This is a genomic window from uncultured Alistipes sp. (assembly GCF_902388705.1).
In the GTDB taxonomy this organism is placed as follows: domain Bacteria; phylum Bacteroidota; class Bacteroidia; order Bacteroidales; family Rikenellaceae; genus Alistipes.
Genome location: NZ_CABMQJ010000049.1, coordinates 1 through 13485, shown reverse-complemented (window position 1 = coordinate 13485; position 13485 = coordinate 1). Strand labels below are relative to the sequence as shown.

9 protein-coding genes and 1 pseudogene are annotated in these 13485 nt (G+C 62.1%); 2 read left to right on the top strand and 8 right to left on the bottom strand.

Annotated elements, in window-relative coordinates; genetic code table 11:
• Window positions 1–1257, bottom strand: a 1257-nt coding sequence (gene dnaX, locus QZT71_RS10095) for a DNA polymerase III subunit gamma/tau (RefSeq protein ID WP_295915694.1), incomplete at its 3' end; no start/stop codon positions are given.
• 436 nt (window positions 1258–1693) lie between these two features.
• Between dnaX and clpB the strand changes: the two genes are divergently transcribed.
• Complete coding sequence (gene clpB / locus QZT71_RS10090) at window positions 1694–4291, top strand: ATP-dependent chaperone ClpB (protein WP_295915692.1); 2598 nt, start codon at window positions 1694–1696, stop codon at window positions 4289–4291.
• A gap of 460 nt (window positions 4292–4751) precedes the next feature.
• Here the strand turns inward: clpB and QZT71_RS10085 are convergent, their stop codons facing one another.
• Together QZT71_RS10085 and QZT71_RS10080 are read right to left on the bottom strand one after the other, a co-directional pair.
• Window positions 4752–5636, bottom strand: coding sequence for a PHB depolymerase family esterase (locus QZT71_RS10085; protein ID WP_295915691.1), 885 nt, complete (start codon window positions 5634–5636; stop codon window positions 4752–4754).
• A gap of 15 nt (window positions 5637–5651) precedes the next feature.
• Complete coding sequence (locus QZT71_RS10080; protein WP_295915689.1) at window positions 5652–6581, bottom strand: glycosyltransferase family A protein; 930 nt, start codon at window positions 6579–6581, stop codon at window positions 5652–5654.
• A gap of 65 nt (window positions 6582–6646) precedes the next feature.
• On the opposite strand from QZT71_RS10080, the gene QZT71_RS10075 reads away from it, so the two are divergent.
• A complete protein-coding gene (locus QZT71_RS10075) occupies window positions 6647–7528 on the top strand; it encodes a hypothetical protein (protein WP_295915687.1) in 882 nt (293 codons plus the stop codon).
• Between the two features lie 122 nt (window positions 7529–7650).
• On the opposite strand, the gene QZT71_RS10070 is transcribed toward QZT71_RS10075, so the two are convergent.
• From QZT71_RS10070 to QZT71_RS10050, 5 genes and pseudogenes are all read right to left on the bottom strand, one after another.
• Window positions 7651–8301 (bottom strand): NTP transferase domain-containing protein, encoded by a 651-nt coding sequence (locus tag QZT71_RS10070; protein ID WP_295915685.1) that lies wholly within the window; start codon window positions 8299–8301, stop codon window positions 7651–7653.
• A 113-nt stretch (window positions 8302–8414) separates the two neighbouring features.
• A complete protein-coding gene (locus QZT71_RS10065; protein ID WP_295915683.1) occupies window positions 8415–9380 on the bottom strand; it encodes an acyltransferase in 966 nt (321 codons plus the stop codon).
• Window positions 9381–9590: 210 nt separating this feature from the next.
• Window positions 9591–10112, bottom strand: a pseudogene (infC, locus tag QZT71_RS10060) (translation initiation factor IF-3); the annotation flags it as partial.
• Between the two features lie 282 nt (window positions 10113–10394).
• Window positions 10395–12347 (bottom strand): threonine--tRNA ligase, encoded by a 1953-nt coding sequence (thrS, locus tag QZT71_RS10055; protein ID WP_295915682.1) that lies wholly within the window; start codon window positions 12345–12347, stop codon window positions 10395–10397.
• A gap of 313 nt (window positions 12348–12660) precedes the next feature.
• Window positions 12661–13485, bottom strand: an 825-nt coding sequence (locus QZT71_RS10050) for a PdxA family protein (protein WP_295915680.1), incomplete at its 5' end; no start/stop codon positions are given.

The window sequence follows — 13485 nt, the reverse complement described above, 5'->3', positions numbered from 1 at the left end:
TGCCGCCTGCGGCCCGGTTTGCGGAGCCTGCGTTGCCGCCTGCTGTGCCGGGAGAGGGGTTGCCTGTGCCGCCGCGGTCGGGGCCGCCGCATTCGCAGGTGCCGCTGTGCGTGGTGTGAGGGCGGGGAGGGGGTACTCCCCGGGGGATGTCAGACCGTCATTTTTTTTTTGGCCGAGCCCTGCGATTTTCATCAGGCCCAGCTCGACGAGCAATCGCTGGTTCGACGATTGCCGGATCTTCCCGTCGAGCTCCGTCAGGCAGGAGATGGCTCCGAACAGGAACTCGACACTGCAGGCGCCCGCCTGCGTCCGGTATCGTTCGAGCAGCGTTCCGGTCATTTCGATCAGCCGCAGCGTTTCGGGGCGCTTGGCCATCAGCAGGTCGCGCATGTGGCGGTTCAGGCCGGCCATGAAGGTCTGGCCCGAGAATCCTTTCGACAGCACGGCGTCGAAGGTCACCAGCACTTCGACGTAGTTGCCTGCCAGCAGCATCTCCGTGACGCTGAAATAGGTGTCGTAGTCCAGCACGTTCAGCGTCTGGGCCACGTTGCGGTAGTCGAGCGCCGTGCCGCAGAAAGACACGGCCTTGTCGAACATCGACAGGGCGTCGCGCATACCGCCGTCGGCCTTCTGGGCGATGAGGTTCAGCGACTCTTCGTCGGCCGTGATTCCCTCCTGTCGGGCGATGTATTTGAGGTATTCGACCGAGTCTTCGACGCGGATGCGGTTGAAGTCGTAGATTTGGCACCGCGAGAGGATGGTCGGAATGATTTTGTGTTTTTCGGTCGTCGCGAGGATGAAAATCGCATGCGCGGGCGGCTCTTCGAGTGTTTTGAGGAATGCGTTGAACGCCGCGGCCGAGAGCATGTGCACCTCGTCGATGATGAAAACCGAGTAGCGGCCCACCTGCGGAATGATGCGCACCTGCTCGATGAGCGTGCGGATGTCCTCCACCGAGTTGTTCGACGCGGCGTCCAGCTCGTGGATGTTCAGCGAACGCCCCTCGTTGAACGAGCGGCACGACTCGCACTCGTTGCAGGCTTCGGCGCCGTTGGGGTTCAGGCAGTTGATGGCCTTGGCGAAGATGCGGGCGCAGGTGGTCTTACCCACGCCGCGGGGACCGCAGAAGAGGTAGGCATGGGCCAGCTGCTCGCGCTCGATGGCATTTTTGAGCGTCGAGGTGATATGTTTCTGCCCGACGACCGAGGCAAAGGTCGCGGGGCGGTATTTGCGTGCGCTGACGATAAAATCACTCATAGTAGTGCAAAGATACGAATTCTGAACCGAGATTTCAAAATTAAGGATTTAAAAAGAAACCGGAGCCGGTTTTCCTCCCTTTTCCGTGGCTTTCCGCCCTGCCTTTCCATACCGCGGCCGTTTGTGCGGCAGCCCCCCCCCACTCCGGGCCGGTTTTTCCATGTCGCAGCCCTTGTGCGGCAGAGCGGTGTCCGGGTACTTCCCGCTTCCGGATTCGGTTTTTCCGGACTATGCCTGTTCCTGCGGGGGGCGTCGTTTCTGCTCCCTGCGCTCCGGCCCGGCCCCTTGCTCCGCATGCAGGTGGACAAAATGGCGGAGTCTGTCAGTCCCGGAGTGACAGGTTGTGTCAAAAAGTGACACGATGGCCGAAAATCACGGTTGGCAGGCGTTTTGCTGGATAGATTGAGGAAAGTTTGAAAAACAAATTATCAGAGATATGAATATCAATACATTAACTATCAAAGCGCAGGAGGCTCTGCAAAGTGCACTGACTCTTGCCCGGGAGCGCGGACAGCAGGCTGTCGAGCCGCTCCACCTGTTGAGCGTGCTGGTTCGCGAGGACGATTCGCTCGCCACGTTCCTGCTGGGGCGTGTCGGCGTGAACGTGCGCGGCCTGCGCGACGAAGTCGGTCGCGCCGTCGACTCCCTGCCGCGGGTCGAGGGTGGCGGCGAGCAGTTCTTTTCGCAGGATACGACCAAAGTGATTCAGCGCGCCGTGGACTTCACCAAGAACTTCGGCGATAAATATGCGTCGGTCGAGCACCTCGTGCTGGGCCTGGTGGCCGAGCGCGGGCAGGCTGCCGATTTGCTCAAGCGCAGCGGTGCGACCGAGAAGGAGCTTCTCGAGGCGATACGTACGTTCCGCAAGGGGGCGACGGTCGATTCGCAGACCTCCGAGCAGCAGTTCGATGCGCTGGGCAAGTACGCCGTCAACCTCAACGAGCAAGCCCGTTCGGGCAAACTCGACCCGGTAATCGGCCGTGACGAGGAGATTCGCCGTGTGCTGCAAATCCTCTCGCGCCGCACCAAGAACAACCCGATTCTCGTGGGCGAGGCCGGCGTGGGCAAAACCGCCATCGCCGAGGGCATCGCACGGCGTATCATCGACGGCGACGTGCCCGAGAACTTGAAATCGAAAGTGATTTACTCGCTCGACATGGGCGCGCTGATTGCGGGTGCCAAGTACCAGGGCGAGTTCGAAGAGCGGCTGAAAGCCGTCGTGCAGGAGGTCGTGGCCAGCGAAGGCGAAATCCTGCTCTTCATCGACGAGATACACACGCTCGTGGGCGCCGGCAAATCCTCGGGCGCGATGGACGCCGCCAACATCCTCAAACCCGCCCTTGCGCGCGGTGAGCTGCGAACCATCGGCGCCACGACGCTCGACGAGTTCCAGAAATACTTCGAGCAGGACAAGGCCCTCGAACGCCGTTTCCAGAAAGTCATGGTCGACGAACCGACGCAGGAAGATGCGATTTCGATTCTCCGCGGCCTGAAGGAGCGTTACGAGAACCACCACCAGGTGCGGATTAAGGACGAGGCGATTGTTGCCGCCGTCGAGCTTTCGACGCGTTACATCACCTCGCGGTTCCTGCCCGACAAGGCCATCGACCTGGTGGACGAGGCGGCTTCGCGGCTGCGGCTGGAGATGAACTCCGTGCCCGAGGAGATCGATACCCTCGACCGGCGTGTCCGCCAGCTGGAAATCGAGCGCGAGGCCATCCGCCGCGAGAAAGACAAGGAGCGGGTGGCGCATCTCACCAAGGAGATCGAGGAGCTGAAAGCCCGCGACGCCGAGATGCGTGCCAAGTGGCAGGGCCAGCGCGATCTGCTGAAGAAGATACAGGGTAACAAAGACAAAATCGAGGCGCTGAAAATCGAGGCCCAGCAGGCCGAGCGGCAGGGCGACTACGGCAAGGTGGCGGAGATTCGTTACGGCAAGATACAGGAGGCCGAAAAGGAGATTGCCGCATTCCAGGAGGAGTACAGGCTGGCTTCGGCCAACGGTTCGATGATCAAGGAGGAGGTCGACGCGCAGGACGTCGCCGAAGTGGTGTCGCGCTGGACGGGCATTCCCGTCACGCGCATGCTGGCCTCGGAGCGCGAGAAACTGCTGCACATGGAGGACGAGCTGCACAGGCGCGTCATCGGGCAGGAGCAGGCCATCGCCGCTATCTCCGACGCCGTGCGCCGCTCGCGCGCCGGGCTGAACGATCCCCGCAAGCCGATCGGTTCGTTCATCTTCCTCGGCACGACGGGTGTCGGCAAGACCGAGCTGGCCAAGGCGCTGGCCGAGTTCCTCTTCAACGACGACTCGATGATGACGCGTATCGACATGAGCGAATACCAGGAGCGCCACAGCGTGTCGCGCCTGGTCGGGGCGCCTCCGGGATACGTCGGCTACGACGAGGGCGGCCAGCTTACCGAGGCCGTGCGCCGCAAGCCCTATTCGGTTGTGCTGCTCGACGAGATTGAGAAAGCGCACCCCGATGTTTTCAACATCCTGCTGCAGGTGTTGGACGACGGTCGCCTGACCGACAACAAGGGCCGCACGGTGGACTTCCGCAATACGATTATCATCATGACTTCGAACATGGGTTCGCAGGTTATCCAGGAGAATTTCGCGGCGGCGTTCAACGGCGAAAAACTCGCACCCGAGGTGGTCGAGAAGACCCGCCGGGATGTGATCGACCTGCTGAAAATGCAACTCAAGCCCGAGTTCCTGAACCGTATCGACGAAATCGTGATGTTCGAGCCGCTGACGCGCAAGGACATCGAGCGCATCGTGGACATACAGCTGAACGTCGTGCGCCGGATGCTTGCCGAAAACGGCATCCGCCTCGAGTACAGCGACCAGGCCCGCGAATGGATTGCCGCCGCCGGATACGACCCGCTCTACGGTGCGCGTCCCGTGAAGCGTACGATTCAGCGCTATGTGGTCAACGACCTGTCGAAACGCATCCTGGCCGGCGAGGTCAACCGCGAGAAACCGATTCGCATCGGCGCCGACGACAAGGGGCTGACTTTCGCCAACTGACGCCGTACAGGCACTCTTCAAACCGACACCCGGCTTTACATCGCATGTAAAGCCGGGTGTTTTTGTTCTGCGGCGCCCGCTTTTCGGTGTGTCCGCCTGCCGTTGTGTCTATTCCCTTGCCTGTACAGGGCGGTCGCTTGCGGTTCAGTCCGTTAGGTTGTCGCCGGGACGGATGCCTGTCTGGATGTCTGCCGGGACGGATGCTTGCCAGAGTGCCTGCCTGAAAGCCTGCGTGAGTACCTGCCGGGACGGATGCCTGCCGGGGCAGGTTCCCGCCTGTCCGGATTTCCCTGCCGCCGTGTTTTCTGCCGCCGTGTTTTCTGCCGGCTGTGTGTGTGTCGTCGGGTGGTTTCCGGGCGGTGCGGGATTCCAGTTTGCGGCGGCTCCTTTGCCCGGCAGGAATGCCCGCTGACCGTATGCCGCTGCAGGCATGTTCCGCGGAAGCAGCCGCGGTCGGCCATTATTTCACGAACTTGCTGAAAAACTTCCAGAGCTCCTCGTTCGTGTCGATGTCCTGATCGCCCCACGCGTGTTTGCCGCCGACGATTTCGTAGAGCCAGACCTCGCTGCCGCCCGTGCCGCCGGTAAAGCGGTGGGCGATGACCTTGCGGCCGTTCTCCGGCGTGCGACCGGGAATCGTGTCCGTCTGCATGCCGGTACATTTGTTTTTGGCCGCCCAGTAATGCACGGCCATCGGTACGGGGACGTAGGCGCCCCAGCCGCCCTTGTTTTCGAGATCACCCTCCCATGCCGACGTACGGTCGGCCGTGCCGTGTATTTCGAACAGGGGTACGGGATGCGTGGAGTCGTCCGCCTTGTAAAGCCATTCGAGCATCAGCCCCGAAACGGGGGCCACGGCCGCGAAAAGCCCGGGACGCTGCGCGGCCAGCTGGTAGCACATCTCGCCGCCGTTGGACATGCCCGTGCAGAATACGTTGCGGCGGCTCAAGGCATGCCTCTTTTGCAGGTGGCGCACCAGCTCGGTGATGAACTTCACGTCGTCGACGGCCATGTCCGCCTGGAAAGTGTAACCTGCGTTCCAGCAGGTCTTGCCCCGGCCGTCTTTTGCTCCCTGCGGGTAACAGACGGCGAAACCGTGGCGGTCGGCCGTGGCGTTCAGCCCGAAACGGCCCGGGGAGTTATTGCCGCCGTAGCCGTGCAGGACAATCACCAGCGGGGCCCCTGCAGGCAGTCCTGCGGGCAGGTGGAGTTTGTACGAGCGTTCGAGGCCGCCCGAGCGCATGGTGTAGGACGGGGTGTCGTCCGCCGGGGATTGCGCGCGGCAGAAAGCGGCGGCGGACAGGAGCAGGCACAGGAGCGTGCATTTCATAAGGTTGCGTTTCATGGACGAGGGTAGTTATCAGAGTCCCTTGCGGGCAATGCGCCACGCGAGGTTGTTGTAGAGTCCGAGCAGCGGGGCGCGCCAGCTGCGCGGCAGGGCGTTGAGGATGCGCACTTTGCGCAGCGTGCGGCGGTAGGTTTTCGTGTAGCCGAAGAACCGGGCGGCCCGGGCTGCCTCTTTCGTGCCGCCTTTGGCGCTGATGACCAGCGCCTTGCTCAATGCCGCGCGGGCGACGAACTCGTTGTATTCGCCGGGCGCCGAGGGGTCGTAAAGTTCTTCGAAGCAATAGCGCGTACGTTCGGGCGTGTAGATTGCCGACGAGCGGTTCGATGCCACTTTCGAATAGTTGACCAGCAGTCGGGGCGAGAAGCAGACCGGATAGCGGCGGGCAATTTTAATCCACATGTACTGGTCGCCGCCGATTTTCATCCCTTCGGGAAATCCGCCGACCGATTCGAAAACCGCGCGGGGAATGGCGCTGGCCGACGGAATCGAGATGTACCGGTGCGCCGAGTCGCGGAAAAAGTTGCCGACCACGCCGCGCTCCGAGGGGGTGCAGGCGGGGAAGCACCCGTCGTGGCTGACGATGTTGAATGCCGTGGAGTAGATTCCGCAGCCCGGGAACTCGGCAATCATCGCGGCGATTTCTTCGAGGAATCCCGGCTCCCAGGTGTCGTCGGCGTCGAGCAGGGCGATGTAGTCGCCCGTCGATTCGGCGATGGCGCGGTTGCGGGCGGCGCACTCCCCGGCGTTCGCTTGCGTGACGAGTTTTATGAGCGGCGAAGCGATGCCGCGCACGATGTCGGCGCTGCCGTCCGTCGAACCGTCGTCCACGACGACGATTTCTGCGGGTTGCAGCGTCTGGGCCAGCACCGAGCGGACGGTGTCGCCGATTTCGCGTTCTTTGTTGTAGAGGGGTATGATTACCGAGAGGGTCGCGGATGCCATTGTTAGCGCTTTGATTTATTGCGAAGATACCGATCTTTTGCTACATTTGCAAATAAAACCCCGCCATGACCGCATCCGAGAAGATCATCGCATTTATCCGCAACACGTTCGACACGGCGCTCTACTTCGCCGTGATGGCCGTCAAGGAGAATTTCCGCAACTACATACGCCGTGCAGGCCCTGCGGGCGATCCGGCGCGCGGGATGGTCATCCTCGGCAACGGCCCTTCGCTGGCCGGCGACCTGCCGCGGCTGGTCGAGCGCCGCGAATATGCGTCGAAAGACTTTATGGCCGTCAACTATTTCGCCCTCGACGAGCGCTTTACGACCGTACGGCCCGCCTATTACGTGCTTTCCGACCCGATGTTCTTCCGTGACAGTGCGTACCGCGACCGGGTGGCCGAACTCTACCGTGCGCTGAACGAGAAGGTCGCGTGGCCGATGAACCTCTATGTGCAGTATTACAACCCCGAGCGTTTCGATTACCGCGCCGCGCTGCCCAACCCCAATATCCGCATCGTGCGCTTTCATTCGCAGATGTACAGCGGCTTCCGGTGCCTCGAGTTCCGGCTTTTCCGCCGCGGGCTCGGCAGCGCCAATTTCGGCACGGTCGTGCAGGTGGGCGAATACGTCGCGCTGCTGCTGGGATACCGCAGCATCGAACTCTACGGGGTCGACCACACGCTGCTCGACGGGCTCTGCGTCGACGACGGGAACCGCCTCTGCCGCGCCGACCGCCACTACTACGATGCCGAATCCCGGGCGCCGCAACCCGTCTATATGAAGGTGCCGCACGTGCCCTATACGATGTCGGTATACCTGGCCGAAGTCGCCGAGCTGTTCCGGGGCCACGAGGTGCTGCGCGACTATGCCGCCTGGCTCGGCGCCCGCATCGTCAACCGCACCCGCGGCTCGATGATCGACGCCTACGAGCGCGGGGCGGAGTGACCCCGCTGTGCAGGAAAATTTGGCACGGCGAAAGTCTGGACTCTTTTCCCCGAATAAAAAAGCGACCCGGTTTCGGGCCGCTTTTTTAGAACCGTATTTTTGCGTTGCTTTTTCCCGGAAGGTTATCCCAGCCGGCGGCCTGCCGCGATGATTTCGGCCATCGTGAAGTCTTCGGGGTTGTCGATGTCCAGCCCTTCGATGCGGTCGACCACGGCCATGTAGGGCTTATCGCCGATGCGCCGCCTGCCTTCGAGCCACAGCGTGCGCGGGAAGATGAAGAAGGCGCTGGTTTCGATGTAGACCGGTTCGATGGTCTGCGTGCGGGGAATGTCGTCGAGCCGGTAGTTGAGCGGCCGGCCGCCGAACCAGGCGAAAGTCTGGATTTTTTCGGCGCTGAACGCCGAGTCGTATTTGCCGGAACGCACCTGACGGAGCGCCTTGGAAAGCGTTTCCGCCCGGATGAAGGGCGATGTGGCATGGGCCAGCACGTAGAGGTCGGCTTGGACCTCGGCGGTGAAGCTGTCGTATATTTCGCGCCCGAGCGTCGTGTCGCAATCGAGGTCGGGGCTGCGGCGCAGCAAACGCACGCTTTCGGGCAGGTATTCGCGGATACGTTCGTCGCTGCAATAGACGTACACTTCGTCGATTTCCGCAACGCCGGTCAGCGTCCGGAGTATGTGGCACATGAGCGGTTCGCCGCCCAGCAGGCGGAGGTTTTTGCCCGCGACGCGCTGGCTGTTGAGGCGTATGGGTACGAATGCTACTGTTTTCATCGCTATTTCTCTTGGTTGTCAGTCCGTATCAATGTTCCCTGCCGGTTGCCGGGGCGGAATTCCTGCAGGGGTATCCGCCAGCACGCTGCGGCAGGAGGGGCTTTGCCTGTAAATTATTGTACCAGCAGGTTGCAGCCCCGAATGTCGCTGTGGTCGATGCGGCCTTCGATCTCGAAAGCCCCGTCCGCCGCCACGCGGCCCACGTCCTGCGTCTGGATAAAGGCGCACGACCACCAGGAGGCCAGGTCCGTGATGTTCAGTCCGCCGCGCGTGCCTGCCGGCAGCAGGTCGAACGGGTCGTTGACGTCGCGGGCCCTTACGCGCATCCACGCCGGGCAGCGGAAAACGTTGCCGCCCTGCGAGTAGGCCTGCGAGGTCAGCTCCGCCATGCCGTATTCCGAGTGTATTTCACCGACTCCGAACGCATCGCACAGGATTTTGTGGAACTCCGCTTTGGGAATCTCCTCGCGGTAGCCTTTCATGCCGCCCGTTTCCATGACCACCGTATTCGCCAGTTTCGGGGCGTAACGCTCCGCAAGTTCCCACAGCGCATAGCTTACGCCCAGCAGGATTTTGGGTTTCGGGTCGTCGCGCATCGCCCGCAGCAGGGCGTCGTAGTCGTCGAGGTAGAATCCGCCCGAGCCGCAGTCGGCAATCAGCCGGTCGGCCATGTAGATTAGCGACGAGCCTTTGCGCCGCAGGTAGTTGGGCAGCAGGGCGTAGAGGCTCCAGCGGGCCTGCTCGCCGTAGAACGTGCGGAACGAGGCGCGGAACGCCTGCTCGTAGAGCCCGAGCGAACGCATCGGGTGGCGCGAGAAGCTCATGCCCGTCGTCGCCGACGAGGTGAATACCGCCTCGGGTTCCCCGCCGCCGCAGTAGACGTCGTGCGTCTTGAAAAGTTCGATCGGCAGGCAGGGAATCGCATCCGCCGTGCAGATCTCGTCCGGCCGTATCCCGATGCGCGCGAGGTATTCGCGGTAAGGCGGGCACGCTGCGGCCTGGCGCCGGAACACTTCCAGCGCCGCCGTTTCGAATGCCGCTTCGTCCGCGATGCGGAATATGTCGTCGGGTGTTACCATCCCTGCAAAGGTACGTAAAATCGGCGTCCCGGTCAAAATAATTTTCGGCACCGCCGCCCCTGGGTTTTCACCCCTCCCCGCGGCCTTGTCGTCCCTTCATGCCTCCGCTGCGGGGAGATGCAAAAAATCCACAACCGGAACCTGTCCGGGGCCCCGATTATGGATCGTTATGGTGCTGCCTTGCGGCGGTGTCGTGTGTTCGCCCCGGCGCTACTTCTTGGCTTTCGGCGCAAGAATCATGTTCATCTTCTTGCCGTCGAGCTTGGGCATCATCTCCACTTTGGCCACCTCTTCGAGGTCGGTGGCAAAGCGCAGCAGCAGGATTTCACCCTGCTCCTTGAAGACGATGGAGCGTCCGCGGAAGAAGACGTACGCCTTGACCTTGCAGCCCTCCTTGAGGAAGTTCGTGGCGTGCTTGAGCTTGAAGTTGTAGTCGTGATCGTCGGTCTGCGGGCCGAAGCGAATCTCCTTGACTACGACTTTCACCTGGTTGGCTTTAAGCTCCTTGGCCTTTTTCTTCTGCTGGTAGAGGAACTTCTGGTAATCGGCGATGCGGCATACGGGAGGCTCGGCCTTGGGAGAGATCTCTATCAGGTCGAGTTCCATCTCGTCGGCGAGCTTGAGCGCTTCGCGGATCGGTAACACCAGCGGCTGTTCGACGTTGTCGCCCACGATACGCACCTCGGGAGCCGTAATCTGCTCGTTGATGCGGTGGGGATTCTCCTTTTCGGGCGGGCGGCGCCCGTACCGGTTATTGGGGCCGGCCGCCGGTTTCGGCCGGTTATTCCCGGGGTTGAACGGCCTCGGCGGGAATGGTTTCGGTGCTGCGATAGTTGTTATGTTTAAAATGGTTAATTAATCTCTGTTTTTCTTATCCGGGCCCTGCGGGCTTGTCCCGCAGCCGCCCGTTTGTCGGTTTGTTGCTGTCGTTGCGGGCGGCGGATACGCCGTACCGCTCCGGTGGAGAGGACGGCCCCGCGTACCCGTTGCGGGCGGCGGGGCGCACCCGTTTCCTTACTTCTTCTCCATCTTGTTGGCCTCGATTTCCTGCGATACCAGTCCGGTGATGAAGTCGCGGAATGCCTCGAGCGTCATCTGGCCCTTGTCGCCCTCGCCCTGTGCGCGGACGGACACGAGCCCCTCGGCCTCCTCCTTTTCACCCACGATCAGCAGGTAGGGGGTGCGCTTCAGCTCGTTGTCGCGGATCTTGCGGCCGATTTTCTCGTTGCGGTCGTCGACCTGCGCACGCACGTCGTTGCGGTTCAGGTATTCCGATACCTGCTGGGCATAGTCGTTGAACTTCTCCGAGATGGGGAGTATCACGACCTGGTCGGGCGAAAGCCACAGCGGGAATTTGCCGCCCGTGTGCTCGAGCAGTACGGCCACGAAACGCTCCATCGAGCCGAACGGCGCGCGGTGGATCATAATCGGGCGGTGCAGTTTGTCGTCGGCGCCCTTGTACGTCAGGTCGAAGCGCTCGGGCAGGTTGTAGTCCACCTGGATGGTGCCCAACTGCCACTTGCGGCCGATGGCGTCCTTGACCATGAAGTCCAGTTTCGGGCCGTAGAACGCGGCTTCGCCCAGCTCCACGACGGTCGTGAGTCCCTTTTCCCGGGCGGCCTGCATGATGGCGCTCTCGGCCTTTTCCCAGTTCTCGTCCGAGCCGATGTACTTCTCCTTGTTGTTGGGGTCGCGCAGCGAAATCTGTGCCGTGTAGTTGTCGAACTTCAGCGTTTTGAAGATGTAAAGCACGATGTCGATTACGCGCTCGAACTCTTCCAGCAGCTGGTCGGGACGTACGAACAGGTGGGCGTCGTCCTGCGTGAAGCCGCGTACGCGGGTCAGTCCGTGCAGCTCGCCCGACTGCTCGTAACGGTAGACGGTGCCGAACTCCGCCAGGCGGACGGGCAGCTCCTTGTACGAGCGGGGTTTCGAGCGGTATATCTCGCAGTGGTGCGGGCAGTTCATCGGTTTCAAAAGGTACTCCTCGCCCTCGATGGGGGTGTGAATCGGCTGGAACGAGTCCTTGCCGTACTTGGCATAGTGGCCCGAAGTCACGTAAAGCTCCTTGTTGCCGATATGCGGGGTGATTACCTGCTGGTAGCCGTACTCTTTCTGCACGCCCCGCAGGAACTGCTCCAGGCGGTCGCGCAGGGCGGCGCCTTTGGGCAGCCACAGGGGCAGGCCCTGGCCCACGCGCTGCGAGAACGTGAACAGCTCGAGGTCTTTGCCCAGTTTGCGGTGGTCGCGTTTCTTGGCCTCCTCGAGCATCGCGAGGTACTCGTCGAGCATCGACTTCTTGGGGAAGGTGATGCCGTAGATGCGGGTCAGCATCTTGTTCTTCTCGTTGCCGCGCCAGTAGGCTCCGGCCACCGACGTGAGTTTGAGCGCCTTGATATATCCCGTGTTGGGGATGTGCGGGCCCCGGCAGAGGTCGGTGAACGCACCGTTGGTATAGAAGGAGATGGTGCCGTCCTCGAGGTCGGAAATCAGTTCGACCTTGTACTGGTCGCCTTTCTCGGTGAAAGTCTTGAGCGCTTCGGCCTTGGGGACTTCGCGGCGTACGAGCTGCTCCTTGTTGCGGGAGAGCTCCTGCATCTTCTGTTCGATTTTCGGCAGGTCGGCCTCGGTGATGGGCGTCGGCGAATCGACGTCGTAGTAGAAGCCGTTTTCGATAGCCGGGCCGATGCCGAACTTGATGCCCGGGTAGAGGGCTTCGAGCGCTTCGGCCAGCAGGTGGGACGAGGTGTGCCAGAAGGCGTGCTTGCCCTCTTCGTCGTCCCATTTGAAGAATTTGACCGAGGCATCCTCCTCGATCGGGCGCGTCATGTCCACGGTCGCGCCGTTTACCGAGGCCGCCAGCGAGTCAGCAGCTAAACGAGGGCTGATGCTCTCCGCAATCTGGTAGGCAGTCGTCCCTTTGGCGAACTCCCTTACCGAACCGTCGGGAAAAGTGATTTTAATCATAAATAAGTTATAAATTTAGTTTTCGGGGCCTTCGGCGCTTCCACAATTACGAGACGGAATACGCCTCCGGTTTGCCCGGTGTTTATCGTTGTTTTTGTCTTTCGCCGCGTCTTTTGCGGTGGCTCGTGCCCGTGTGCCGATGCCGTATGCCGGTATGGCTGCGAACACGGCAGCGGCGAAATTCCGCCTTCGCCGGATCCGAACATGCGAACCGCCCGTACGGCCGGCGCAGCGCCCGGGACGGCTGCTGCGGGCAGAATGCAGCCCGAAACCGGGCGGGCCTTTGCCGTCATGCCCCCCCCCGGTATTGCGCCTAATCCTCTTTCTCGGTCTGCGGCAGGTCTTTGACCGAAACGTCGCGGCCGCCCTTTTCGCGCTCGGCGCGCTGCAGCGGGTTGCGGCTCCATTCGGCCCATGCGCGGCGGTGTTCCACGATGTCGATTGCGGCGTAAATCGCCGAACGCATCGACTGTGCGTCGGCCTTGTCCTGTCCGGCGATGTCGTAGGCCGTGCCGTGGTCGGGCGAGGTGCGGACTTTCGAAAGCCCTGCCGAGAAGTTCACGCCGTCGGGCGACAGGCTCTTGAACGGAGCCAGCCCCTGGTCGTGGTACATGGCCAGTATGCCGTCGTACTTGGCGTAGCCGCCCCCGGCGAACAGCCCGTCGGCCGCAAAGGGGCCGAATGCCAGCACGCCCTGCGCGAACGCCTCGACGATGGCCGGGCGGATAATCTCCTGTTCCTCGCGTCCCAGCAGCCCGCCGTCCCCCGCATGGGGGTTGAGGGCCATCACGGCGATGCGCGGCTCGACGATGCCGAAGTCCTCGATGAGCGAGCGCCGCAAGGTGTGGAGGTCGCGCACGATTTTCTCCCGGGTGATGCTGCGGCTGATTTCCGACACGGGGATGTGTTTGGTGACCAGTCCCACGCGCAGGATGTCGCTGCACATGATCATCATCGGCTCGCCGCCCAGCTCCGCGCCGAAAAATTCGGTGTGGCCCGTATAGCCGAAATCTTCGCCCTGCACGCTCTCCTTGTTGAAAGGCGCCGTGACGAGGGCGTCGATGAGCCCCTCTTTCAGCTCGCGGGTCGCCGTGCGCAGCGCCTCGACGGCCGCACGCCCGGCCTGGGGCGTGGCTTT

Bases quoted from the DNA above. Each gene is read 5' to 3' on its own strand.
- QZT71_RS10075 (WP_295915687.1), top strand. From the start codon at position 6,647: ATGACCGCATCCGAGAAGATCATCGCATTTATCCGCAACACGTTCGAC.
- QZT71_RS10080 (WP_295915689.1), bottom strand. From the start codon at position 6,581: ATGGCATCCGCGACCCTCTCGGTAATCATACCCCTCTACAACAAAGAA.
- clpB (WP_295915692.1), top strand. From the start codon at position 1,694: ATGAATATCAATACATTAACTATCAAAGCGCAGGAGGCTCTGCAAAGT.
- thrS (WP_295915682.1), bottom strand. From the start codon at position 12,347: ATGATTAAAATCACTTTTCCCGACGGTTCGGTAAGGGAGTTCGCCAAA.
- QZT71_RS10065 (WP_295915683.1), bottom strand. From the start codon at position 9,380: ATGGTAACACCCGACGACATATTCCGCATCGCGGACGAAGCGGCATTC.
- QZT71_RS10085 (WP_295915691.1), bottom strand. From the start codon at position 5,636: ATGAAACGCAACCTTATGAAATGCACGCTCCTGTGCCTGCTCCTGTCC.
- QZT71_RS10070 (WP_295915685.1), bottom strand. From the start codon at position 8,301: ATGAAAACAGTAGCATTCGTACCCATACGCCTCAACAGCCAGCGCGTC.